At 65.8% G+C, this 23,256-nt stretch carries 22 protein-coding genes; 7 read left to right on the top strand and 15 right to left on the bottom strand.

Annotated elements, in window-relative coordinates; genetic code table 11:
* Positions 1–54: 54 nt before the first annotated feature.
* From pstC to mshD, 3 genes are all read right to left on the bottom strand, one after another.
* On the bottom strand, positions 55–1,131 hold the full coding sequence (gene pstC / locus QYR03_RS09810) for a phosphate ABC transporter permease subunit PstC (protein ID WP_301713198.1): 1,077 nt from the start codon (positions 1,129–1,131) through the stop codon (positions 55–57).
* Positions 1,132–1,331: 200 nt separating this feature from the next.
* Entirely contained in the window at positions 1,332–2,468 is a 1,137-nt protein-coding gene (gene pstS, locus QYR03_RS09805; RefSeq protein ID WP_301713212.1) for a phosphate ABC transporter substrate-binding protein PstS, read from the bottom strand.
* Positions 2,469–2,709: 241 nt separating this feature from the next.
* Entirely contained in the window at positions 2,710–3,687 is a 978-nt protein-coding gene (gene mshD / locus QYR03_RS09800; protein WP_301713197.1) for a mycothiol synthase, read from the bottom strand.
* Positions 3,688–3,709: 22 nt separating this feature from the next.
* On the opposite strand from mshD, the gene QYR03_RS09795 reads away from it, so the two are divergent.
* Entirely contained in the window at positions 3,710–4,459 is a 750-nt protein-coding gene (locus tag QYR03_RS09795; RefSeq protein WP_259850410.1) for a DUF2993 domain-containing protein, read from the top strand.
* Between the two features lie 15 nt (positions 4,460–4,474).
* On the top strand, positions 4,475–5,149 hold the full coding sequence (locus QYR03_RS09790; protein ID WP_259850408.1) for an FABP family protein: 675 nt from the start codon (positions 4,475–4,477) through the stop codon (positions 5,147–5,149).
* Here the strand turns inward: QYR03_RS09790 and QYR03_RS09785 are convergent.
* A complete protein-coding gene (locus QYR03_RS09785; protein ID WP_259850406.1) occupies positions 5,146–6,057 on the bottom strand; it encodes an aminodeoxychorismate lyase in 912 nt (303 codons plus the stop codon). The genes QYR03_RS09790 and QYR03_RS09785 overlap by 4 nt on opposite strands.
* Before the next feature lie 33 nt (positions 6,058–6,090).
* Here QYR03_RS09785 and QYR03_RS09780 point away from each other — a divergent pair, with 33 nt between their 5' ends.
* Positions 6,091–7,230 (top strand): folate-binding protein YgfZ, encoded by a 1,140-nt coding sequence (locus QYR03_RS09780; protein ID WP_301713196.1) that lies wholly within the window; start codon positions 6,091–6,093, stop codon positions 7,228–7,230.
* Between the two features lie 28 nt (positions 7,231–7,258).
* Here QYR03_RS09780 and QYR03_RS09775 read toward each other — a convergent pair whose 3' ends face one another.
* The 4 genes from QYR03_RS09775 to QYR03_RS09760 all read right to left on the bottom strand — a co-directional run bounded on the left by QYR03_RS09775 (position 7,259) and on the right by QYR03_RS09760 (position 10,673).
* Positions 7,259–7,477 (bottom strand): DUF3073 domain-containing protein, encoded by a 219-nt coding sequence (locus QYR03_RS09775; RefSeq protein WP_259850404.1) that lies wholly within the window; start codon positions 7,475–7,477, stop codon positions 7,259–7,261.
* Between the two features lie 149 nt (positions 7,478–7,626).
* A complete protein-coding gene (purM, locus tag QYR03_RS09770; RefSeq protein ID WP_301713195.1) occupies positions 7,627–8,733 on the bottom strand; it encodes a phosphoribosylformylglycinamidine cyclo-ligase in 1,107 nt (368 codons plus the stop codon).
* A gap of 5 nt (positions 8,734–8,738) precedes the next feature.
* Entirely contained in the window at positions 8,739–10,205 is a 1,467-nt protein-coding gene (gene purF, locus QYR03_RS09765; protein WP_301713211.1) for an amidophosphoribosyltransferase, read from the bottom strand.
* 84 nt (positions 10,206–10,289) lie between these two features.
* Positions 10,290–10,673 carry a sterol carrier family protein gene (locus QYR03_RS09760; protein WP_301713193.1) on the bottom strand — a complete coding sequence of 128 codons (384 nt, stop codon included), beginning with the start codon at positions 10,671–10,673 and terminating at the stop codon, positions 10,290–10,292.
* Positions 10,674–10,703: 30 nt separating this feature from the next.
* Here QYR03_RS09760 and QYR03_RS09755 point away from each other — a divergent pair, with 30 nt between their 5' ends.
* Positions 10,704–11,711, top strand: coding sequence for an acyl-CoA thioesterase (locus QYR03_RS09755; protein WP_301713192.1), 1,008 nt, complete (start codon positions 10,704–10,706; stop codon positions 11,709–11,711).
* A 103-nt stretch (positions 11,712–11,814) separates the two neighbouring features.
* Here the strand turns inward: QYR03_RS09755 and purL are convergent, their stop codons facing one another.
* The 3 genes from purL to purS are packed head-to-tail and all read right to left on the bottom strand — an operon-like array spanning position 11,815 to position 15,079.
* Positions 11,815–14,154: a phosphoribosylformylglycinamidine synthase subunit PurL gene (purL, locus tag QYR03_RS09750; RefSeq protein WP_301713191.1), complete on the bottom strand. Its 2,340-nt coding sequence runs from the start codon at positions 14,152–14,154 to the stop codon at positions 11,815–11,817.
* Positions 14,155–14,159: 5 nt separating this feature from the next.
* Entirely contained in the window at positions 14,160–14,840 is a 681-nt protein-coding gene (purQ, locus tag QYR03_RS09745; RefSeq protein WP_259850396.1) for a phosphoribosylformylglycinamidine synthase subunit PurQ, read from the bottom strand.
* Positions 14,837–15,079 carry a phosphoribosylformylglycinamidine synthase subunit PurS gene (gene purS / locus QYR03_RS09740; RefSeq protein ID WP_259850395.1) on the bottom strand — a complete coding sequence of 81 codons (243 nt, stop codon included), beginning with the start codon at positions 15,077–15,079 and terminating at the stop codon, positions 14,837–14,839. Before purS ends, purQ begins: the two co-directional genes overlap by 4 nt.
* A gap of 129 nt (positions 15,080–15,208) precedes the next feature.
* Here purS and QYR03_RS09735 point away from each other — a divergent pair, with 129 nt between their 5' ends.
* The 3 genes from QYR03_RS09735 (at position 15,209) to QYR03_RS09725 (ending at position 17,909) form a co-directional block, all read left to right on the top strand.
* Complete coding sequence (locus tag QYR03_RS09735; protein WP_301713190.1) at positions 15,209–16,279, top strand: zinc ABC transporter substrate-binding protein; 1,071 nt, start codon at positions 15,209–15,211, stop codon at positions 16,277–16,279.
* A gap of 98 nt (positions 16,280–16,377) precedes the next feature.
* Positions 16,378–17,064 (top strand): metal ABC transporter ATP-binding protein, encoded by a 687-nt coding sequence (locus tag QYR03_RS09730; RefSeq protein WP_259850486.1) that lies wholly within the window; start codon positions 16,378–16,380, stop codon positions 17,062–17,064.
* Positions 17,065–17,069: 5 nt separating this feature from the next.
* The gene (locus tag QYR03_RS09725; RefSeq protein ID WP_301713210.1) at positions 17,070–17,909 is read left to right on the top strand and encodes a metal ABC transporter permease; all 840 of its coding nucleotides are present in this window, start codon (positions 17,070–17,072) and stop codon (positions 17,907–17,909) included.
* Here the strand turns inward: QYR03_RS09725 and QYR03_RS09720 are convergent, their stop codons facing one another.
* The 4 genes from QYR03_RS09720 to QYR03_RS09705 form a co-directional block, all read right to left on the bottom strand.
* Complete coding sequence (locus tag QYR03_RS09720) at positions 17,910–18,584, bottom strand: DUF2334 domain-containing protein (RefSeq protein ID WP_301713189.1); 675 nt, start codon at positions 18,582–18,584, stop codon at positions 17,910–17,912.
* An 83-nt stretch (positions 18,585–18,667) separates the two neighbouring features.
* Complete coding sequence (locus QYR03_RS09715; RefSeq protein ID WP_301713188.1) at positions 18,668–20,116, bottom strand: cation:dicarboxylase symporter family transporter; 1,449 nt, start codon at positions 20,114–20,116, stop codon at positions 18,668–18,670.
* Between the two features lie 86 nt (positions 20,117–20,202).
* Positions 20,203–22,332, bottom strand: coding sequence for a S9 family peptidase (locus tag QYR03_RS09710; RefSeq protein WP_301713187.1), 2,130 nt, complete (start codon positions 22,330–22,332; stop codon positions 20,203–20,205).
* 26 nt (positions 22,333–22,358) lie between these two features.
* Positions 22,359–23,234 carry a phosphoribosylaminoimidazolesuccinocarboxamide synthase gene (locus QYR03_RS09705; protein ID WP_259850388.1) on the bottom strand — a complete coding sequence of 292 codons (876 nt, stop codon included), beginning with the start codon at positions 23,232–23,234 and terminating at the stop codon, positions 22,359–22,361.
* Between the last annotated feature and the right edge of the window lie 22 nt (positions 23,235–23,256).

Below are 23,256 nucleotides of genomic sequence, written 5' to 3'. Positions count from 1 at the left end.
CTTCTTGGACTCGCCAGAATTCTTACCGGGGTATGCAGTGCTCATGTCATACACCTACTTCTTGTTGACGATCGCACGGGCGACCGAGTTGACGATGAAGGTCAGCAGGAACAGCACCAGACCCGCGGAGATGTACGCACCAGCGGAGGTCGGGTTGTTGAACTCTGCAGAGGCACTCGCGATGGCGGTTGCGAAAGTCGAGCCGCCGTCGAAAAGCGAACCGCGGAATTCCGGACCGGTCGGGATGACCATGTAGAGCGCCATGGTCTCGCCCAGCGCGCGACCGAGGCCGAGCATGGAGCCGGCAATGTAGCCGGACATACCGAACGGAAGAACAGTCATGCGGATGACTTCCCAGCGCGTCGCGCCGAGGGCCAGCGCGGACTCGATCTGCCCCGGAGGGGTCTGCACGAAGATCTCGCGGGCAGTCGCCGCGATGATAGGCAGAATCATGATCGCCAGGACGATGCCACCGGTGAGCATGTTTCGACCAGTGTCAAACGCCGGAGAGTTTTGGTACTGCTTGAACAGCACGAAGTCGCCTGCCCAGGAGTGCAGCCACTCGTAGAAGCCGGACAGCTTCGGGCCGAGCACCTGCGCGCCCCACAGACCGTAGACGATCGACGGGACAGCGGCCAGCATGTCGACGAATGTCGCCAGCGGGCGCACCAGCTGCTTCGGCGCGTAGTTGGACAGGAAGATCGCGATGCCGAGAGCGATCGGCATGGCGAGGATCAAAGCGATGATCGAGACGGTGATCGTAGTGAAGAAGAGGTTCGGAATGCCGAACTTCATCTCCTCCAGGTTCGCGGTCTGCCAATCGCCGCCGTAGGTGAAGAAGTTCTCCTGGTTCAGGCGCAGCGGATCGAAGGCCTGGAGCAAAAGGAACAGACCAATCGCGATGATGATCACGGTGATCAGGGCAGCGGAGACGGTGGACAGGGCCTCGAAGACACGGTCGCCCGGGCGCTTCACACCAGCACCACCGCCTGCGGTGCGCAGAGCGGCAGAGTCATCCCGATCCGCTTCTACAGGCGTCGCCTGCGACGAGCCACCGATGGGGTCGGCGCTGGTCACGGAGCCGGCACGACGGTCGTCGCGACCATTATCCGGCAGTTCGTTGTCAGCCATAGTGACGATTCCTTTGAATAGTGAAAGTCAGTGCGCGAAGGAGCGTGGACGCTCCCCCGCCTTTTGTCGGGGCATACGGCCGACACCGTTGGAGGTTCCCTGACCGCGCCCACCACGTGAACATGCCCCCAGCTCACAGAGGTAGCGGGGGCATGTTGTCGACCCAGACTGTGAGACTGGGTACGCGTGACGCTTAGGTCTTAGGAGATAGCGCCGACGGAAGCCTTCAGCTTGTCAGCGAACTCGCCCTTGACCGGGATGAAGCCGGCGTCAGCGAGGTCCTCGTCCTGGGATTCGAGGACGACGGTGAGGAAGTCCTTGACCATGTTCTTGGTCTCCTCGTCGTAGCCTTTGGAGCAGACGATCTCGTAGGTGGTCAGGACCAGCGGGTAAGCACCCTCGTCGTTGGAAGCGAACAGAGCATCGGAGTCGACGACCATGTCGTTGCCCTCGGACTTGAACTGGACGTTGTCCAGCGCCTTGTTGACGGTCTCGTCGGTCAGCTCGACAGCGCCGCCGCCGAAGTCAATGTTGGCGACACCGAGGTCGTGATCGCGTGCGAATCCAGCCTCGACGTAGGTAATGGCGCCATTAATGCCCTCTACCGCCTGTGCAACACCGTTAGAGCCGTCCTCGCCAGTACCGACGCCCCCCGGGAAGCTCTTGCCCTCGCCGGTCCACTTGCCGTCGGAAGCGGCAGCCAGGAACTTCTGGAAGTTTTCCGTGGTGCCAGACTCGCCGGAGCGGTAGATCACGGAGATGTTCTGGTCCGGGAGCTTCGCGTCCTTGTTGTTCTCGGCAATCTTCGGGTCGTTCCAGTTCTTGATGGTGCCGTTGAAGATCTCGACAACGTTGTCGATGGTGAGGTTGAGCTCGTCGACGCCCTCGAGGTTGTAGGCGATAGCGACCGGGCCGATGACCATCGGCAGGTGCCATGCGTCGTTGCCGCCGCAGCGCTTCTTGGCGTCCTCGACCTCGCCCTTGTCCTCCTTCAACGGGGAATCGGAGCCAGCGAAGACAACCTGGTTGCCGATGAAGTTCTTGATACCGTTGCCGGAACCGGTCGGATTGTACGCAAGGTTCGCACCGGAGACAGCCTCTGCGTAGCGGACTCCGAAGTAGTCCATTGCGTTCTGCTGGGAGGTAGCACCCTCGGCAACGAGCTGGCCGGTCTGGCCGGACAGACCCTCGATCTTGCCGCCGTCCTGGGACTCGGAAGCGTTGGTGTCGTTGCCCTGGTCGTTAGCGTTGTCGTTGGAGTCACCGCATGCAACGAGGGTGACGGAGGTCAGTGCAGCAATGCCTGCGACAGCTGCAGTGCGCTTGATGTTACGGATCACGGGGATACCTTTCCGGTGCGAATTCAGATTCTTCTGAGCATCGGTCTCAGGCCCACCAGGAGCGCCGGATGGCGCAAGAGTGTCCGTGCCTGAGTGCTCACAACTGGCAAGCTACGGGCCCCGCGTTAACCCTGCGACCCCTAAATGGTGAACAATGAGTTAACTTTAGGAACTCCTGTGAATTACTGATGCGTCCTGTGCCACAACTGAGCTTTCAATGAGACCCAGGCCCACAATTTCAGGCCTCATGTGCCTCGGACGCCTTGTATACGACGTGCCGTTCGGCAACAGTGAAGCCGAGCTCCCCATAACGGCGCACCGCCGGACCATTATCTGCCTCGACGTAGAGGATGACCCGGCGCGAGCCGCCGGCGGCGAGGTGCTCCAGACCGGCGCGCATGAGCGGATCCCCCAATCCGCGGCCGCGGTATTGCGAGGACAGACCCACGACGTAGACCTCCCCCAGCTTGGCCGAGTGGCGTTTCGTCCAATGGAAGCCGGCAAGCTCAGCCTCTCTAGCCCCAGTCGCAGACTCAGCCCCAGACCCAGCGCTGTGCGTATCCCACAGCATCCTCACGCCTTCAGGATCGAACCAGGGCGTGTCCATGGCGTCGTGTAGCCCGGCGAGGTCCCAGCCGCCTTGCTCTGGGTGCCAGGAAAAGGCATCGTTGTTGACATCCAGCCAGGTGTGTTCGACCGCATCGCGCCCCCACCGGTTCACGGATTCGGGGTAGCTCAGTTCCTCGAAACCGCCGGGAAGGGCGGAGCCTGTCCCGCCGGAGCCGCCAGCGGCTTCAAGTGCATCGCCGTCGAGTGACATGACGAGCAGCTCGCGGGTTGGACGCAACGACAGCTTCGACGCGAGGGCCCGGGCGGCGGGGAGGTCGCCGTGGGCCCACAGTCCGGCGTCGGGGCGCTCGGCGAGAACAGCCCCAGCGAGGGCCGCGCCGTGCCCGTTGCGGCGGGCGGAGGGGTCGACGGCCAGCTCGGCGGAACCGTCGGGGGCGCAGGCGGCGAGGGAGGTGAGGGCGCCGTCGTCAAGCGATGCCCAGTAGGTGTGCCCGGAGGTGCGGCCGAGCTCTTTGGTGAAGCCTTCGGAAAAAGCCTCGACGCCGTCAGCGGCGCGCACACGGCTGAGGAGCTCGTTGGCAGCGTTGACCAGCTCAGAGTCGTTGGAGAGGTCGATGCGCTGCACGGCAGAAGAACGCTGTGTCATGCCCCCAGGCTACGGTAAAGGCATGAAGGCGAAGGGTTTGGTCACCGCGGGTGTCGTCGCGGGTGCGGTGGCGCTCGCATTCGGGGTAGACGCGGGGTACGCGGCGCACGTGGAGCGCGAACTGGCCGCCCACGCCCGCGATGCCGACGGCCTCCCAGGGGATCCCGACACGTATGTGGGCGGCTTCCCGTTCGCCCAGGTCGCAGTCACGGGCAAGGTGCCGCGCGTGAGTTTCCAGGCCCTCGACGTCGATGTTGAGGGGGTGGGCACCGCGAATTCGCGCACCGATATCTACGACGTCACCATCGACCCCGCCCGCGCATTCGCCGCGGATTTCGCGGGAGCCAAGGCCAAGCGCATCGAGCACACTCTCTCGCTCGACGGCGTCGCTTTCGGGCAGCTGCTCGGCATGACCGACTTGGATATCGCCAACCCGTACGACATTTCGCCTGCCGGCGGCACTGCGAGCGAAGCACAGCTCACCGGCACAGTCCCGGGCACCGACGAAAAGACGTCCGCGGTGGTCACCCTCCGTATCGACGGCACGCAGTTCCACATGGAGCCGAAACAGCTTATCGACGTCCCGCCGAACCTCGCCGCCGCCGTCACCGACGCCTACACGCTCGAATTGGACACCCGCGAGCTCCCCATCGGCGCCCAGGCCGACTTGGTCGAGGTGGCGGGCGGGTCGATCCGTTTCTCCGCACAGCAGTACGCGGTGACGCTCACTCCGGAGCTGCTCTCCCCCATCGCCCCGTCCGCCGGCGGGTGACTACGCTTGGCTTCCATGAGCGACAACGAGAACTCGAAGCTGAACGCCAACGATGCCGTGAACCTTGCCGCGGAGCAGTCAAAGGGCACCGCGCACCGCAATATTCCGGCATTGGGCCTGGATGAGATTCCCCTGCCCGACGACACAGCTAACCTGCGCCAGGGGCCGAACCTGCACGACGGGTTGCTCGGCCTTCTGCCGCTGGTCGGCGTGTGGCAGGGCACGGGCCAGGCAGTGGAACTGCCGGATAACCCCGAGGATGAGCCGAAGGAGTACAGCTTTGGCCAGCAGCTGGTTATCTCGCACGACGGCGAGAACTACCTGCGTTTCGATTCGCGCATCTGGCGCCTCGATTCCGACGGCAACGCCACCGGAGCCGACCAGCGCGAAACCGGTTTCTGGCGGATCTCCCTGAAGGACGAGATCGAGGTGACGCTGACGAACTCCCGCGGCCTCGTGGAGATCCTTTACGGCTCCCCTGTCAACGAGCGCGCATGGCAGCTGACCTCCGCGTCGACCATCGCGACGGAGCAGGGACCGGCCAAGCACGGCCCCGGCAAGCGCATGTACGGCCTAATGCCGAACAACAATTTGGGCTGGGTCGACGAGCGCGTCGCCGGCGGTACCGCCGAGGATGAGCTGGTGTTCATCCCCTATATGTCGGCGGAGCTTCAGCGGATCGCGGGCTAGGGCCGAGGAGCGGGGCGGAGAGCGGCGTCGATGAGTGCGCGCACCTTCGCCTCGTCTTTCTTGCTGGGCGCGGGAAGTTTGGTGCCGTCGATCGCGGTGACGCGCACCCCGCCGCGCACGGAACTGACCAGCCAGACTTGGTCTGAGCTGAGCAGGTAGTCGACGTCGATGTCTTTTTCCTTGCAGCGCCACCCCTCTTTCTCGGCGCGTTTGAAGATCGCCGCCTGGGTGGTACCGGGAAGCACATCGCCCCCGGTGGTGGGGGTGCGCAGTTTGTCGCCGCGCACCGCGATGACCGACGACGTCGCGCCTTCCAGCACACGCCCGGTCGCGGGGTCGATGTAGACGACGTCGTCGAAACCGCGGCTTTTCGCCCAGCGCACAGCCGACATTGCGGCGGCGTAGTTGAGCGTTTTCGCGCCGACGGTGAGCCACGGTGTCTCCTCGGTGGCGGCGAGAGTGTAGCCGCGGGGCGCAGTCATGATCTTGGCGCCACGCTCACGGAGTTCAATCTGCTCACGCGGAATCGGGCGCACCGTCACCCACGCGCTGGGCACACCGGTGGATTCGCGGCCGCGGGTGTAGGTCCACTGGCATTTGGCCTCCACGTCTCCGGGCTCGAGACCGGATTCGCGCACGAAGTCGGCGACTGCCTGATACGTGGCCGCGCGCCACGCCTCAGCCGGCGGTGCCGGGAGGTCGAGCAGCCGCGCGGAATTGGTGAAGCGCTTCAGGTGCGCCTCCAGATTGGTCGGTTCGCCGCCGGCGACCAGGATTGTCTCGAAGCAGCCGTCTCCGCGCGTGACCGCCGCGTCGTCCCAGTACACGTGCGGCAACTTGGCGTTCTGCCGCCGCATTGAGCCGCCGAACGGCTCGACGAGATAAATGACAGCGTGATTGGGGCCCATAGGGTCCCATTATGCCCGCGTAGAATCGGGACCGTGAATAACTACCGTTCGCCCCTATTGAGTTTCACTGGAGCGGCCGAGCTGCCCGACGCGACGAGCACGCTTATCGACGCCGCCGGAGTCCCCTCCCACTACGGCGACCCCCTGCGCGAGCAGCGCTCCGTCGAACGCGGTGGAGTAGCCGTCGACCGCAGCCACAGGCGGGTGATCCGTGTGGCGGGGCCCGACGCGCCCGAATTCCTGAACAATCTGCTTTCGCAGAAGCTCGATGACGCCCCCGACGGTTTCAGCGCCGCGGTGTGCGATCTGGACATGCAGGGCCGCATTCTCCACCACGCCGACATCACCCGCACAGAGGACGCGTTCTACCTGGATACCCCGTCCTATTCCGGTGAATCCCTGCTCGACTACCTGACGAAGATGATCTTCTGGTCCGACGTGACCGTCGAGGAGGTCGACTTGGGCATCATCACTCTGCTGGGCGCCCCGTCGTCTTTCGCTGTGCCTTCGTCGATCGGCGCCGCCTACTCCCGTGAAGTGGATTGGGCGGGTCCGCGGCGGATCGATATCGCTGTTCCCCGCGAGCGGCTCGCCGATGCCTACCGCGCGCTCACCGCCCCGGACGCGGGCCTCGAGAGAGCGGGTCTCATGGCCTTTTCCGCCGAGCGCGTGAAAGCTCTCGAACCTGAACTCCGCGCAGATTTGGACGCCAAGTCCATCCCCCACGAGGCCCCCACGCTCATCGCGCGCGGCGGGCACGCGGGCGCCGTCCACTTGAACAAGGGCTGCTACCGCGGTCAGGAGACTGTCGCACGCGTGGAGAATCTCGGCCGCTCACCGCGCCTGCTGGTGCTCGTGCACCTGGACGGTTCCGCACCTGCCGAGCCGAAAGCGGGCGCACCCGTGACTGTCGGCGGACGCACCGTTGGCAGGCTCGGCACCGTGGCGCACGACTGCGACTACGGCCCCGTCGCCCTGGCACTGGTGAAGCGCTCCGCGCTGAATGCCCCGGAGCCAACTGCCGCGCCAATCACACTGGAGATCGAAGCAGGCGACGAAGAAAACGGCACGATGACCGTCACCGCGGCCGTAGACATCGATTCCTTGCCCGCGGATGAAGGGGAAAGGGCAGGCAGGCGCGCCGTCGATAAGCTGCGCGGCCGCGCCCGCTAGCTGCGGGGAGGCCGCTACACGCAGCTAATTAGCGCTGGTCGGCCTCATCTTCGTCTGCGTCCCAGTCGGCGTACTCGGCGTACTGGGGGTCGACGTCGTAGTCATCGTCGTCGGAGTCGTCCCACTGGTTCGAAGGGGCCTTGCCCGCGAGCTCCCGCTGGAGCGAATCAAGATCCATGTCGGGCGTGTTGTACTTCAACTGGCGTGCGACCTTGGTCTGCTTTGCTTTGGCGCGTCCGCGACCCATGGCGTGACCCCCTTGAGGTGTCTAAAGGGCGGCCCGAAAAGTCGGCGGCCCTTTTGAAAACGTCTGAAAATTTGTCCTGCATGCCATAATAGCGTGCGAGTCAAATTATGTCGCTTACCCCGATCACCTGCGCGAACGCGCGGGATGGGTTAGTGCACGTGCGTGCCGACGAGCGCCGCACGGCGTCCGCCGTCCTCCTCCGTCGCGTTGCGCACTACACCGAGCTCCCAGCAGTCCACGTGGCGCGCGGTGAGCATCGCCAGCGCACGGTCCCGGTCCTCGGGAGCGACGACCGCGACCATGCCGACACCCATGTTGAAGGTCTTCTCCATCTCCTCCTCGGGCACGCGGCCCACGGTGCGGATGGTGCGGAAGATCTGCGGGGGCTCCCACGACGCACGGTGCATCTCGGCGGCCTTGCCCTCCGGAATGACGCGCTCCATGTTGCCCGCCAAGCCTCCGCCGGTGACGTGGCAGAACGTGCGCACCTCGCACTCGTGGGCTAGGGCGAGGCAGTCGAGGGAGTAGATGCGGGTGGGCTCGAGAAGCTCCTCGCCGAGCGTGCGGCCGAGTTCCTCGATGTGGCCGTCGAGCGGCAGGCCCGCCTTCTCCAGGAGCACGTGGCGGGCCAGGGAGTAACCGTTGGAGTGCAGGCCGGACGACGCCATGCCGATGATCACGTCGCCGTCGCGCACACGGTCCGGGCCGAGCAGCTCGTCCGCCTCGACGACACCGACGGCGGTGGCGGACACGTCGTACTCGTCCTCCCCCATCACACCCGGGTGCTCCGCAGTCTCGCCGCCGAGCAGGGCGCAGCCGGCCTGGACGCATCCTTCAGCAATGCCCGAGACGATCGTCGCGACCTTCTCCGGCACGACCTTCCCGATCGCGATGTAGTCCTGCAGGAAGAGCGGCTCCGCGCCGCACACCACGAGGTCGTCGACGCACATGGCCACCAAGTCGATGCCGATGGTGTCGTGCTTGTCCATCGCCTGGGCGACTGCGAGTTTGGTGCCCACGCCGTCCGAGCCGGCGGCCAGCAGCGGCTCCTTGTACTTGCCCAGGGCGAACAGGCCCGCGAAACCGCCGAGGCTGCCGCGCACCTCCGGGCGGGTCGCGCGCTTGGCGTGGGGCGCGAAGAGCTCGACAGCCTTGTCGCCCGCCTCAATGTCCACGCCGGCCGCGGCGTAGGAGACGGAAGCGTCGGCACTCTGGGTGCCCGGGTTTCCCGGCTGCTGGTTCTCGGGGGTGGTCATGGTGCTTACATCCCTTCCTGAATGCGCCGCACGGCGTCAGCGTTGGCGTTGTGCTCGGGCAGGCCGAGCGGGTAGTGACCGTCGAAGCAGGCGGCGCACAAATTCTTTTCGGGCTTGCCTGTCGATGCAATCATGTCCTCGATACTCACGAACGCGAGTGAATCCGCGCCGATGACACGGCAGATATTCTCCGCCACGGCCGCGTCGTCGCCACCGGCGTTGTTGGCGATGAGCTCGCCCGGGCTTGCGAAGTCGATGCCGTAGAAGCACGGCCACTTCACCGGCGGCGAGGCGATGCGCACATGCACCTCGGCGGCGCCCGCCTCACGCAGCATGCGGATCAGTTTGCGCTGCGTGTTACCGCGCACGATGGAGTCGTCGACGACGACGAGCGACTTGCCCTCGATGATCTCGCGCACCGGGTTGAGCTTCAAACGCAGACCCAGCTGGCGCAAGGTGTCGGACGGCTGGATGAAGGTGCGGCCGACGTATGCGTTCTTCATCAGCCCCTGCGCGAACGGGATGCCGGACTCCTCGGCGTAGCCGATCGCCGCAGGGGTGCCGGATTCGGGCACGGGCATGACGATGTCGCCGTCCACCGGCGACACATGCGACAACCTCCGGCCGATCTCCAGGCGGGCGGCGTTGACCGTGGTGCCCTCCACCACGGAATCGGGGCGCGCGATGTAGACGTACTCGAAGACGCACGTCTTCGGGGTGGCGTCGGCGAAACGCTCGGCATGAATGCCGGAAGAATCGATGGCGACCAGCTCACCCGGCTCGATATCGCGCACGAAGGAAGCGCCCGTGATGTCAAGAGCGGCTGTTTCACTGGCCACGACCCAGCCCTGCTCGAGCCGGCCGAGCGACAGCGGACGCACGCCGTGCGGGTCACGTGCCGCATACAGCGTCTCGCCGTCGGTGAAGACGAGGCAGAAAGCACCTTTCAAGGTGGGCAGCAAGTCGCGGGCGGAGTCGAGGAGGGAACGGTCGTCGCGGACGCCGTCGGCGAGCAGGGCGGAGACCACCGCTGTATCCGACGACGAGCCCTGCCCCTCAACGCCCTCCTTCGGCACCAGCTTGCGGCGGATCGCCTCGTCCTGCAGCGTCTTGTAGTTCACCAGGTTGCCGTTGTGCGCCAACGACACATCCGTCCCGTTCGGGGAGGTGCGGAACATCGGCTGGACATTCTCCCAGTTCTGGGCGCCCGCCGTGGAATACCGCGTGTGGCCGATCGCCACATCACCCTGCAAGGCGTCCAAGATCGCTTCGTCGAAGACCTGCGAGACCAGCCCGCTGTCCTTGAACACCACGATCCGACCGTCATCCCCCACCGCGATACCGGCCCCCTCCTGTCCGCGGTGCTGCAGGGCGAAAAGGCCGAAATACGTCAGCTTGGAGACATCCTCACCCGGCGCCCATACACCGAAGACACCGCACTCCTCGCGCGGCTCGGTCTCCTCGGCCTCCATGTCCCGGACGGGACGCGGTGCGTGAGCATCGACAGCATCGACATTTAGGCTTTGCACGTGCACAACCCTAGTGGATTCACCCACCTAGAGGGCAATCACAGGCAAGCCGGCCGCGACCTCCCCCGCACGCGAACCCGACGCCTCCACCCGGCCGTCGGCCACGGCATCGCCGTAATCCAGGCTGCCCGTGGCCAACTGCAGCCACACTTCCGGCCGCATCTCCACCACGTTCGGCGGGGTACCGCGCGTGTGGCGGGGCCCCTCCACACACTGGACAGCCACGAATGGGGGCACCCGCAGCTCCACAGTGTGGCCGGGGAGCTCGGCGGCAAGGGCGCGCACAGTACGTCGGCAAGCGTCTGCGATCAGTCCGCGCGCCGGAACAGGCGCGCCTTCCGGGTCCTCGATCCACCCCCTGATCGCCTCCACCGCCGCGCGGGTGGCCTGAGGGTCGTTCTTAGGAGTCATGATCGCAGTCTACGTATTAAACTCACAGGAATGACCGAGACAGTGGAAACTGCGAACAAGCCCTCATCCATCACCCTCCGCTTCATGGCGGCCCCCACCGACGTCATTCACGCAGGTGCGCAAGGCGTCTCGGGCGGCCGAGTACTCGAGTGGATCGACAAAGCCGCGTACGCCTGCGCCGTCCAGTGGTCCTCGACCTACTGCGTCACCGCTTACGTGGGCCACATCCACTTCACCCGCCCCATCCCCTCGGGCCACATCGTCGAGGTGCGTTCCCGCCTCGCCATGACCGGGCGGAGCTCCATGCACATCGTCAACGAAGTGCTCTCCGCCGACCCGCGCGAAGGCGTGTTCACCCGCGCATGCGACTGCCTGGTCATCTTCGTGGCCAAGGACCCCGAGACAGGCAAGGGCATGGAAGTGCCCAAATACGTGCCGCAGACCGACGAGGAAAAGCGCGTCGAGCAAGCCGCCAAGTCCCGCCTGGACCTGCGCAAGAACATCGAAGAGCAGATGGCCCTGCAGACCTACGATGGCGAATCCCACGCCCCGCGCGTCATCCACCGCTTCATGGCCAAGCCCACCGACATCAACTGGGGCGGCAAGGTCCACGGCGGCACCGCCATGGAATGGATCGATTCTGCCGGCACCTCCTGCACCATGGAGTGGTCCGGCGAGCAGACCGTGGCTGTCTACGCCGGCGGCATCCGCTTCTACCGTCCGATCTCCATCGGCGACCTCATCGAGGTCGACGCACGCCTGACCCGCACCGGAGAGCGCTCCATGAGCGTGGACACCCACGTCCGATCCGGTGACCCCCGCGGCGGCCGCGAGAACCTCCAGACCGCGATCCACGCCACCTTCACCTACGTCGCCACCGACGTTGACGGTGACCCGCTGAAGGCGCGCCAGTTCGTCCCCAAAACCGACGAGGACAAGGCACTATGGCAGCACGCCGAGGTGCTCAAGGAGCTGCGCGAAGAGTACCGCCCGATGCCGCTGGTCTCGCCGAACCCGTCGACCCAGCGCACCGACTAGCCGCTCGAGGCACAGCACAGCGCGAAAAGCCCCCGCTGGATCTGGTTTGTTTTCCGGATCGCGGGGGCTTTTGCGCGCTCTGCCCCCTGCCCTGCGCGGCTGCTTAGACTGCGGCGTTCGGCGCGTCAGCGTGGGCGAACAGACCCGGCAGGGTGCCGGCCCACGCGGTGCGCAGAGCCTCCATGCCGACAGAATGGCCGGCGGCGGGCGTGCCCTCAGCGAAGGTGACCTCGCCGCTCAGGTTCGTCGACCCGATGACGGCGGCCGGGATGCCCAGCTCCACCGCTTCGGCGACGGCGCGGTCGACGCGGTCCGGGCTGCACGCCACGAGCACTCGGGAAGCCGACTCGGAGAACAGCGCCGTGAACGCGTCCTCGTGCACTGCGGACAGGTCGAGTTCCGCACCCTTGTCGGTGTCCTTGAGCATCTCGAACACTGCCTGGCCCAGACCGCCCTCGGACAGGTCGTGGGCTGCGGTGAGGCCGGCCGAGGCACCGGAGGAGTCCGCCGGGCCGCAGAAGTAGTCGGCCAGCTTCGCCTCGTTCGCTAGGTCGACCTGCGGCGGCAGGCCAGCCAGGCCGGCGCCGGAGACTTCCTGCCACACGGAGCCGCCGAATTCGTCCTTGGTTTCGCCGAGCAGGACGAGAATGTCGGAGTCCTGGTTGTTCACCACGCGGTGGCTGACTGAGTCCGCGACATCGCCGATGACGCCGAGCACGCCCACCACCGGGGTCGGCAGGATCGGGGTCTCGCCCGTCTGGTTGTAGAAGGACACGTTGCCGCCGGAAACCGGGATTCCCAGCTCGACAGCACCGTCAGCCAGGCCGTGCACGGCTTCGCGGAACTGCCACATCACGTCGGGGTTCTCCGGGGAACCGAAGTTGAGGCAGTTGGTCACTGCGACGGGGCGGGCCCCGGTGACTGCAACGTTGCGGTAGGACTCCGCCAAGGCGAGCCGGGCACCCATGTTCGGGTCCAGGTAGGCGTAACGGCCGGACGCGTCAGCGGAGACGGCGACGCCGCGGCCGGAGGTTTCGTCGATACGCAGCACGCCCGAATCCGCGTGGCGCGCCTGGACGGTGTTGCCGCGCACGTAGCGGTCGTACTGCTCGGTGATCCAGTCGCGCGAACACAGCGCAGGGGCCGCGACGAGCTTCAACCACGCATCAGCGACATCTGCGGGCTTATCGACGTCCACCTGCTCCTGTACCCCGTCCTGCCACTCCGGGCGGGCCCAGGGGCGCTGGTCGACCGGTGCTTCGTCCGCAATCGTCGACGGCGGTGCGTCGAGGACGATCTCGCCGTTGTGCTCGATGACCAGGCGGTCGGCTTCGCCGGTGACTTCGCCGATCTCCGCGCAGTTGACGTCCCACTTGGCGCAGATGGCTTTGAATTTCTCCACATTTTCCGGCGCCACGACGGCGCACATGCGCTCCTGGGACTCGGAGGCGAGGATCTCCGCGGCGGACATATTCTCCGCGCGCAGCGGGACTGCGTCGAGGTTGACGCGCATGCCGCCGTCACCGGCCGCGGCGAGCTCGGAAGTCGCGCAGGCGAGACCCGCGCCGCCGAGGTCCTGGATGCCGACGACGACGTTCGCGCCGTAGAGCTCCAGGCAGCACTCGATGAGGACCTTCTCCGCGAACGGGTCGCCGACCTGCACAGCTGGCAGCTTGCGCTCCGCGCCTTCCTCGAAGCTCTCGGAGGCCAGCACCGACACACCGCCGATGCCGTCGAGGCCCGTGCGGGAGCCGAAGAGCATCACCTTGTTGCCCTGACCGGACGCGAAGGCCAGCTTCAGGTCTTCGACCTTCAGGGTGCCCACACACAGCGCGTTGACCAGCGGGTTGCCGGCATAGGTAGCGTCGAAGGAGGTCTCGCCGCCGATAGTCGGCAGACCAAGGGAATTGCCGTAGCCGCCGATGCCGGCGACGACACCGGGCAGGACACGCTTGGTGTCGTCCGCGTCTGCCGGGCCGAAACGCAGCTGATCCATCACGGCGATCGGGCGCGCGCCCATGGCCATGATGTCGCGGACGATGCCGCCGACACCCGTGGCCGCGCCCTGGTAGGGCTCGACATAGGACGGGTGGTTGTGGGACTCGACGCGGAAGGTCACTGCGTTGCCGTCCCCGATATCCACCACGCCGGCGTTCTCGCCGATACCGGCGAGCAGCTTCGCGCCCATCTCCTCAGTCATGGTCTCGCCGAAGTAGCGCAGGTGAACCTTCGACGACTTGTAGGAGCAGTGCTCGGACCACATGACCGAGTAGACGGTCAGCTCGGCGTCCGTGGGGCGGCGGCCGAGGATCTCCCGGATGCGGGCGTACTCGTCGTCCTTCAGGCCGAGCGCGGCGTACGGCTGCTCCTGCTCCGGCGTCGCCTTCGCGGCCTCAACAGTGTCGTTGCGCACGAGCGGGTTCTTTCCTTCTTGAGCGTTCACGCGGATCAGGCTCCGATCTTCGAGATTTCGGCGATGGCGGACTGGATCAGACCCAGCCCGTCGGTGGACGGCCCGGTCAGCAGGTCGATGGCATGCTCCGGGTGCGGCATGAGCCCGACAACACGGCGGTTCTCACTGGTCACACCAGCGATTCCGTTAATCGAGCCGTTGAAGTTGTCGGTGTAGCGGAAGACCACCCGGCCCTCCGCCTCCAGCGCCTCGATAGTCTCCGGGGCCGCCTGAAAGCGCCCCTCGCCGTGCTTCGCCGGGATGAGAATCTTCTGGCCCGCCTCGAACTCGCTGGTCCACGCTGTCTCGGCGTTGGCCACCTCGAGGTAGGTGTCGGTGCAGTGGAAGTGCAGGCCCTTGTTGCGGGTCAGGGCTCCCGGCAGCAAGCCGGACTCGGTGAGGATCTGGAACCCGTTGCAGATGCCCAGTACCGGCATGCCTTTTCCTGCGGCCTCGACGACAGCCTTCATCATCGGGGCCATCGCGGCGATCGCGCCGGAGCGCAGGTAGTCACCGTAGGAGAAGCCACCGGGGACGATGACGGCGTCGACGCCGGTCAAATCTTCGTCGGCATGCCAGAGCGCCTTCGGCTCCGCCCCGGCGAGGCGGACGGCGCGCAACGCATCAACATCGTCAAGCGTGCCTGGGAAGGTGATTACGCCGATGGTCGCGCTCACTGGGCGTCCTCCCGCACGATGGAGAAGTCCTCGATCACGGTGTTGGCGAGCAGCGTCTCAGCGACGCGCTGCAGCTCCTCGTCCGTGACAGAGTCAGCCACCTCGAGCTCGAAGCGCTTACCTTGGCGAACATCCGTCACCCCGTTCACCCCGATGCGCCCCAGCGCACGGTGCACGGCCTGTCCTTGCGGATCCAGAATTTCGGCCTTGGGCATGACATTGACAACGACTCGTGCCATGAGATTCCTTCACAGTCTGGGAGGTCTGAAGACGCCGTCAGTATATCGGACGACCCGGCCACCACCCCTCCCCGACGACCACACGAAAACGAGTTGAAAACAGTTTTCATTACTGGTTAGATATTCCCCATGCAGAAACGCAATCTTCACCGATCCCTCCCCGCCGTAGCCGCCGCACTCCTCGCCGGCGCAGGCCTCACCGCCTGCTCCTCCGACAGCGCGGACACCTCCGCGTCCGGCGCCGACAGCACCAACAGCGCGGCAGCGGATTCCTCCGGCATCCTCGCCACCACCCCGGTGTGGGCAGACGTCGCCTCCGCCGTCACCGGCAACGAAGTCGAAGCCGTGATCAACAGCGCCGACATCGACCCGCACCACTTCGAGCCCTCCGCCAAGGACCTCGCCCGCGTCCGCGAAGCCGGCACCCTCGTCGCCAACGGCGGGCCCTACGACGCGAGTCTCTACACCGTCGCCGAGCAGGACCGCATCGTCCACGCCATCCCCCTCGTAAGCAAGGAAGAGGCCGAGGCCCACAAGCACGAGCACGACCACGGCGAGTCCGAGGGCAGCGACACCCACGACCACGCCGAGGAGCAGAGCCACGAGGGCCACGATCACGGCCATGACGGCCACGACCATGCCATCCCGGGAGACCCGAGCGAGCTCGAGCACGCGTGGTTCTCGCCGGACCGGGTCAAGAAAGTCGCGGCTGAGGTGAAGGAGAAGGCCGGCGGGTCGACGGAGGACGTCGACAAGCGCATGGACACGGTCGAGGAGAAGCTCGCCGCGCTGCCGCACACGCACATCGCGATGACCGAGCCGATCGCCGCCCCGTTGGTGTGGGACACCGAGATCCACGACATCACCCCGGAGGGCTACATGAAGGCCACCATCAACGAGGCCGAGCCGTCCGTGCGGGACGTCGCCGCGTTCCTCGACGAGATCAAGGCCGGGCACGTCGAGGTGCTCATCGTGAACCCGCAGAGCACCAACAGCGCCACGGAGCAGCTGGCTAACGCAGCGCGGGAGAACAACGTGCCGATCGTCGAGATCCGCGAGACCCCGCCGGAGGGCACGAATTTCCTCGACTACTTCGATCAAGTTGTCGATGAGCTCGCCAACACGGTCAACGCGCTTCCGCACGACGAGGAGGGCGAGGGCGACCACAGCGGGCACGACCACGACGAGCACGCCGCTTAACGACGCCTGCCCTTGCGCAGGCCCCCACGATTGAAATCGATTTTCAGCAGTGGTTTGATCAGACAGTGACTTCTTCCGCCTCCCCTGCCGCGAACCCCGTGGTGCTCGAATTCACCGGTGCCGCCGTGGACCCGCTATGGTCCGGCCTCGATCTCGAGGTGCGGCGCGGTGAATTTATCGCTGTTCTCGGCCCCAACGGCGTGGGCAAATCGACGCTGCTGCGCACAATCCTGGGCACGCGCAAGCTCACCGCCGGCACCGTGCGGACGGCCGGACGCGTGGGGTTCATCCCGCAGCAGCACATGTTCCCCGCCGACCTGCCCGTCCGCGGCCGCGACCTCGTCTCGCTGGCGTGCGCGCACGGCATTACTCACCGGCGGCCGCCGGCAGGCAAGGTCGACGAACTCCTGGAACGCGTGGGTGCCTCCCATTTCGCGGATCAGCGCGTGGGCCTTTTGTCGGGCGGCCAGCAGCAGCTCATCCGCCAAGCCCAGGCACTGGCCAGCGAGCCGGAGCTCATGCTTGCCGACGAACCCCTCCTCTCCCTCGACCTCGCTCGCGAAAGGGAGACCGTGTCCCGGCTCGATTCCCTCGGTGCCGCGGTGCTGTGCGTGACGCACTCGATCAACCCGTTCCTGGCGGTCGTCGACAGGGTGCTCTACCTCGGTCCGGAAGGCCACGTCGTGGGCACTGTCGATGAGGTCATGCGCTCCGACGTGCTGAGCGAGCTCTACGGAACGCACGTGGATGTCGTCGAGGCCAACGGAAGGATGGTGGTCCTGTGAACGCCCTGGACACGACCCTGGACACGACGCAGTACCTGCTCGGCCTCGACTTCGTTCAGGTCACCCTCATCGCCTGCGCACTGCTCGGCTTGCTCTCGGGTGTGATGGCCCCGCTGATCGTGGTCCGGCAAATGTCGTTCTCCGTCCACGCAACCTCGGAGCTGGCCCTGATGGGTGCTTCGGCGGCGCTGCTCTTCGGGGCGAATGTCGGGTTCGGCGCTGTGGCTGGAGCGGTCGTCGCCGCGGTGGTGCTGGCGGCGCTCGGCTTCCGTGGTCAGCAGGACTCCGCAGTCGGCGTCGTGATGAGCTTCGGCATGGGCCTATCCGTGCTGTTCATCCACCTCTACCCCGGCAACTCCAACCAGGCGCTGGCGCTGTTGACAGGCCAGATCGTCGGCATCTCGGGGCAGAATCTGTGGCTGCTCGTCGGCACCACAGTGCTCGTTGTGGCGGCGGTGGCGGTCCTGTGGCGTCCCCTGCTGTTCGCCTCCGCCGACCCCGTCATGGCCGCGGCGGCCGGGGTCAATGTGCGGGCCATGTCGGTGCTGTTCGCCATCCTGGTGGGCATCGCCTCTGCCCAGTCCGTGCAGATCGTGGGTGCGCTGCTCGTGATGTCCCTGCTCATCACCCCCGGCGCCGCCGCCACCCAAATCACCGGCAGTCCGGTGCGCGCCATCGTCTGGTCGGTCGTGATCGCCGAGGTCTCCGCCGTCGGCGGGATGGTGCTCTCCCTGGCACCGGGCCTGCCGGTGAGCGTGTTCGTGGCCTTCATCTCTTTCGGCATTTACCTGCTGTGCCGGCTGATCGGCGGGTTGCAGAGGCGCCGCATCGGGGGAAAGCGCTAGCTACAGGTCCCGGTAATTCACCGGCTCTAGGCCCTCCCCCGCGGCCGCGACTGCGGCGGCGACGAAGTCGTCGCGGACCTTCTTCTTCGACAGGTTCCTGCCCGAAACGGAGAGGCGCACTGTGTTGCCGCGTTTGGCGCTGCGTACCGCGGCATCGATGATGTTGCGGCGCCACCAGCCGGCGGCGCCGAAGCCCTCGCCGACCGACAGGTTGCGGGAGTAGACCACGTCCCCGGTGCGGAGGAAGTGGATGCCCTGGGTGGACGCGGCGAGGCGGAAATCGAATTTCTGCAGAGCCTCGAGAGTGCCATCCGACATGCGCCAGCGCGGCGGGGCGAAGGTGTCCAGCTCGAAGCCGAGCTTCTCCATCTGCCGCGTCGCCCCCTTAAGGCGCAGTTTGGCCTCGTGGACTTCGAGGTTGGCGAATTCGGCGCGGCGGCCCTGGACTGGCTGGTCGAAACCGTTGAGAATGAGGCCGCGCCCGGCATCCATCTGTTCCTTGAGCCAACCCCTGGTTTTGTCGTCCTTGGCCAGGTGCCACTTCTTATCGATGTGCGGCGCCACCAGCAACGACACCGGGATCCCCTCCCGCTCGAGGTCGCCGACAAGCTTCTGCACGTCTTTCCTGGTTTCGTCGAAGATCGAGGAAACGGAGACGAGCAGGTGGCGGGACATGGGCTTCATTCTACGTCCACAGCACCGCCCCCGCTCGGCGAGCGAGCGGGGGCGTCAGGCAGCGTCGGGCGCAGAGGCCGCGGTTACTGGGGCGGCTTGTTGTACTGCGTCAGGTCCACCTGCGGGGTGGGCTGCAGGTGCGCGGTAGCCGGGTTCTCCACGGTCGGGTTCGACAGGTCGACGTGGCTGTCGTCGTCAACTGCGACGTAGGGGATCTCGCCGGAGAGCACCTTCTTGACACGGTCATGGTCGACGGTCTTCGTCCAGGTGCCCACGACGAGGGTGGCAATGGAGTTGCCGGCGAAGTTGGTCAGGGCGCGGGCCTCGGACATGAAGCGGTCGATGCCGACGATGATGCCCACACCGGAAAGCAGGTCGGGCCGGAAGGCCTGCAGGCCGGCGGCCAGGGTGGCCAGACCGGCTCCGGTGACGCCCGCCGCACCCTTGGAGGCGATGATCATGAAGACCAGCAGGGAGATCTGCTCGGTCATGTTCATCGGCATGTTCATGGCATCGGCGATGAAGATGGACGCCATGGTCAAGTAGATAGCCGTGCCGTCGAGGTTGAAGGAGTAGCCGGTGGGCACGACGATGCCCACGGTGGACTTGTCCACACCGAGGTGGTCCATCTTGCGCATGAGGTTCGGCAGGGCCGACTCGGACGACGAAGTCGCCAGGATGAGCAGGAACTCACGCCCGAGGTACTTGAACAGTGCGAACGGTGAAACGCGGGTGACCACCCACAGCACCGTGCCCAGCACGCCGAAGACGAAGATGAAGCAGGTGATGTAGAAGGCGAGCATGAGCACGAACATCTGCACGACCGCCTGGAAGCCGGTCTTGCCCACGACGGCGGCCATGGCACCGAAGGCACCGATCGGCGCGAGCCACAGGATCCAGCCGAGGATCTTGAAGATCAGCTTCTGCAGGTGGGCGACGAAGCCGAGGATCGGCTCGCCCTGCTTGCCCAGCGACTGCACCGCGAAGCCCACGAGCAGGCCGATGAACAGGACCTGGAGGATGGATCCGGAGACGAACGCGCTGAAGAAGGTGTCCGGGACAATACTCTGGACGAACTCGGTCAGGCCGCCGGATTCGCTCGCTTTTTCGGCGTATTTCGCGCCAGCGGACGGATCCGCGTGGAGGCCGAGGCCTTCGCCCGGCTTGATCAGGTTGCCCACGCCCAGGCCGACAGCCAAAGCGATGGTGGACATGACGACGAAGTACATCAGGGCCAGGCCACCGGTCTTGCCCACTGTCGCGGCGGAGCGGACAGAACCGATGCCGAGGACGATGGTGCAGAAGATGATCGGGCCGACAATCATACTGATCAGCGAGACGAATGTGTCGCCGATCGGCTTGAGCTTCACTGCGAAGTCAGGGGCAATGAGACCGAGGGCGATGCCTCCGATCACGGCGATGATGACGCCAATGTAGAGCCAGTGGGTGTTGTCTTTGCGCTTCTTAGGCTCAGCAATTTGGGGGCCGGGTGAAGCGCCTGCGGCCGGGGAGCCGGGGTGCACGGATGACATCGTGCCTCCTCTCAAAAGTGGAAGTATTAAGAACGTTATTACTCCCCTTCAAGGAGATTCCCACCATCGGGATGGCCTACTGTGATTTATTTCACGGCACCTGCTGTGGTCAGGGTCCACGCGTACTCGAACGCGGTCTGTTTCCACTTGGCGTAACGCCCGGAGACACCGCCGTGACCAGCAGCCATCTCAGTTTTGAGCAGGAACTGCCCACCGGTGGCCGTGGCCCGCAGTTTCGCGATCCACTTCGCGGGCTCGACGTAGAGCACACGGGTGTCGTTGAGGCTGGTCACCGCGAGAATATCAGGGTAATCCTTCGCTTCCACGTTCTCGTACGGCGCGTAGGCCGCCATGTAGTCGTAGACCTCCGGGTCGTGGTACGGGTCGCCCCATTCCTCCCACTCGCCGACGGTCAGCGGCAGCTCCGGCTTCAAAATCGAGGTCAGCGGATCGACGAACGGCACGATGGCCTGAATGCCGGCGAATTTCTCCGGCGCGAGGTTCGCGACAGCGCCCGTGAGCAGACCGCCGGCGGAGCCGCCTTCGGCGACGAGGAGGGACGGGGTGGTGAGGCCTTCGTCGATAAGCGCGTCGGCGCAGGCCACGAAGTCTCTGAACGAGTTCTTCTTCTTCAGCATCTTGCCGTTGTCGTACCACAGGCGGCCCATCTCCCCGCCGCCGCGCACGTGCGCGCACACCCACACCATGCCACGGTCGAGCAGGCTCAGCCGCGCGACGGAGAACCCGGGATCCGTCGAGGCCTCATAGGACCCGTAACCGTACAGCAAGCAGGGAGCAGGCTTATCGACGTCCGCATCCGCCCTCCGCACCACCGACATCGGCACCTTCGTGCCGTCCTCGGCCGTGGCCCACATGCGCTCGGCGACGTAGTCGGCCGGGTTGTATCCGCCGCGGACCTCCTGCTCCTTCAGCAGGGTGAGCTCGCCGGTGGCGACCCGGTAGTCGAGCACCTGGGCGGGCTGGGTGAATGAGGTGTAGCTGATGCGCACCACCGGCGCGTCCCATTCCGGGTTGCCGACCAGACCTGCGGTGTAGAGCTCCTCGTCGAATTCGAGTTCCCGGAACTCACCGATGCCGCCGGCGAGGTCCGCCACCGCGAGACGCCCGATCCCGCCCCGGCGGTAGGCGACGAAGAGGAAGTCGCGGTAGGAGTCGGTGCCCTCGATGCGCACCTCCTCGTCGTGCGGCAGGAGCTCGGCCAGCTCACGCAGCGGCGGCAAATCCTGGCCCTCCGCCGGCACCGGGCACACTGCCACCGACGAGTTGGGGCCGTGCGCGTTGTGCGTGACCACCCAATTCGCCTGGCCGTCGACCACGGCGTAATCAACGGTGTACTCCACTCCCGCCTCACGCGGCCAGAGCACCTCGAAGTCCCCCTCAGGGGTGTCCACCGGCAGCACCCGGCACTCCGTGGTCAAAGAGGACCCCGAGACGATCATCAGGTAGCTCTCGGAGCGGTCCGCCCCCACGCCGATGCCGAATTTCTCGTCCGGCTCCTCGTAGACGAGCACATCGTCGCTGGCCGGGGAACCCAGGGTGTGGCGCCACACCTGGTAGGGGCGCCATGCCTCATCGACACGGACGTAGAACAGGTGGTCCTCACCGGCCCAGGTGGCGCCGTAGAAAACGCCGGGGATGGCATCTTCAAGCAGCTGCCCCGTCTCGAGATCCTTGACCTTGAGGTCGAAGCGCTCGTCGCCCGTGGTGTCCGTCGAGAACGCCAGGTAGCGGCCCGATATGCTGACACTCGAGGCGCCAACCGAAAAGAACTCGTGGCCGCCGGCGAGAGCGTTGAAATCGAGCAGGACCTGCTCCCCCGGAAGCCCCGAACCGTCATCCGGAAGTGTCGGTGGCGCCCACGGGTCACTGCCGTCCGCGACAGGCACGCGGCAGCTGATGCCGTAATTCTTGCCCTCCTCCGTGCGGCCGTAGTACCACCAGCCGCCCTGGCGCTGCGGGACGGACATGTCCGTCTCCTTCACGCGGGACTTGATCTCGTTGTAGATCGTCTCCGTCAAGCCATCGAGATGCGCCGTCTGCTTCTTCGTGTAGGCGTTCTCCGCCTCCAAATAAGCGAGCGTTTCCGGCGACTCCTTGTCACGCAACCACTCGTAATCGTCGGTGAACTCGCGACCGTGGAAGGTGCGGGTCACCGGGTGCTTCGCTGCTACAGGTGCTGTGGGCGTTTCACTCATGCCCACCGATCGTAGCGCCCCGTCCTTTAAGCGAACTTGCGGCCCGACAGGCGCTCGTACGCCTCGATGTAGCGGTCGCGGGTGGCCTCCACGACAGAGCCCGGCAGCTCCGGCGGCGGGGTTCCCTCGTTCGGGTCCCAACCCGACTTCGGGCCCGTCAGCCAGTTGCGCACGTACTGCTTGTCGAAGCTCGGCTGGCTCTCGCCCTCCTCGTACGAGTCCGCGGGCCAGTAGCGGGAGGAATCGGGGGTGAGGACTTCGTCGGCGAGCACGAGCGTGCCGTCGGCATCGAGTCCGAACTCGAGCTTCGTGTCCGCCAGAATGATCCCGCGCGTCTCCGCGTACTCCGCGGCACGCGAGTAGATGTCCAGCGTCGTCGCGCGCAGCTTCTCAGCCAGCTCCTCACCGACATGCTTGACGACGTACTCGAAGCGCACATTCTCGTCGTGCTCCCCCTGCTCCGCCTTCGTGGCAGGAGTGAAGATTGGCTCCGGCAGCTTCGAGGCTTCCTTCAGGCCCTCCGGCAGGGCGACGCCGCAGACAGCGCCGCTTGCGTCGTATTCCTTCTTGCCCGACCCAGTCAGGTAGCCGCGGGCGACGCACTCGAAGGGGATCATCTCCAGCTTCTTCACCACGAAAGCGCTGCCGAGGACTTCTTCCGGGATGCGCTCGTCGTCGAGCGGGCCCGCGAGGTGGTTGGGCACCCCGTCGAGCAGATCGAAGAAGAACTCGCTGGTGTAGGTGAGGATCTTGCCCTTGTCCGGGATTTCCGGCTCAAGTGCGTAGTCGAACGCGGAAATACGGTCGGTGGCGACCATCAGCAAGGTGTCGTCGTCGACCTCGTAGATCTCGCGGACCTTGCCGGCGGAGAGATGATTGTAGTCAGAAAGCTCTGGACGCATGCGTGCGATGTTACGCCCCCGG

This window comes from Corynebacterium sp. P4-C1, assembly GCF_030503595.1.
GTDB lineage: Bacteria > Actinomycetota > Actinomycetes > Mycobacteriales > Mycobacteriaceae > Corynebacterium.
Note: the sequence above shows the minus strand (reverse complement) of the source record. Positions and strands in the feature narration are given on the sequence as shown.

What these genes read in the sequence shown, in the direction of transcription:
- purM (WP_301713195.1), bottom strand. Translation starts at nt 8,733, where the DNA reads ATGACCACCCCCGAGAACCAGCAGCCGGGAAACCCGGGCACCCAGAGT.
- QYR03_RS09785 (WP_259850406.1), bottom strand. Translation starts at nt 6,057, where the DNA reads ATGGGCCCCAATCACGCTGTCATTTATCTCGTCGAGCCGTTCGGCGGC.
- QYR03_RS09795 (WP_259850410.1), top strand. Translation starts at nt 3,710, where the DNA reads ATGAAGGCGAAGGGTTTGGTCACCGCGGGTGTCGTCGCGGGTGCGGTG.
- QYR03_RS09760 (WP_301713193.1), bottom strand. Translation starts at nt 10,673, where the DNA reads ATGACTCCTAAGAACGACCCTCAGGCCACCCGCGCGGCGGTGGAGGCG.
- QYR03_RS09755 (WP_301713192.1), top strand. Translation starts at nt 10,704, where the DNA reads ATGACCGAGACAGTGGAAACTGCGAACAAGCCCTCATCCATCACCCTC.
- QYR03_RS09735 (WP_301713190.1), top strand. Translation starts at nt 15,209, where the DNA reads ATGCAGAAACGCAATCTTCACCGATCCCTCCCCGCCGTAGCCGCCGCA.
- QYR03_RS09715 (WP_301713188.1), bottom strand. Translation starts at nt 20,116, where the DNA reads ATGTCATCCGTGCACCCCGGCTCCCCGGCCGCAGGCGCTTCACCCGGC.
- QYR03_RS09790 (WP_259850408.1), top strand. Translation starts at nt 4,475, where the DNA reads ATGAGCGACAACGAGAACTCGAAGCTGAACGCCAACGATGCCGTGAAC.
- QYR03_RS09720 (WP_301713189.1), bottom strand. Translation starts at nt 18,584, where the DNA reads ATGTCCCGCCACCTGCTCGTCTCCGTTTCCTCGATCTTCGACGAAACC.
- QYR03_RS09775 (WP_259850404.1), bottom strand. Translation starts at nt 7,477, where the DNA reads ATGGGTCGCGGACGCGCCAAAGCAAAGCAGACCAAGGTCGCACGCCAG.
- QYR03_RS09710 (WP_301713187.1), bottom strand. Translation starts at nt 22,332, where the DNA reads ATGAGTGAAACGCCCACAGCACCTGTAGCAGCGAAGCACCCGGTGACC.
- purF (WP_301713211.1), bottom strand. Translation starts at nt 10,205, where the DNA reads ATGGAGGCCGAGGAGACCGAGCCGCGCGAGGAGTGCGGTGTCTTCGGT.
- pstC (WP_301713198.1), bottom strand. Translation starts at nt 1,131, where the DNA reads ATGGCTGACAACGAACTGCCGGATAATGGTCGCGACGACCGTCGTGCC.
- purS (WP_259850395.1), bottom strand. Translation starts at nt 15,079, where the DNA reads ATGGCACGAGTCGTTGTCAATGTCATGCCCAAGGCCGAAATTCTGGAT.
- QYR03_RS09705 (WP_259850388.1), bottom strand. Translation starts at nt 23,234, where the DNA reads ATGCGTCCAGAGCTTTCTGACTACAATCATCTCTCCGCCGGCAAGGTC.
- mshD (WP_301713197.1), bottom strand. Translation starts at nt 3,687, where the DNA reads ATGACACAGCGTTCTTCTGCCGTGCAGCGCATCGACCTCTCCAACGAC.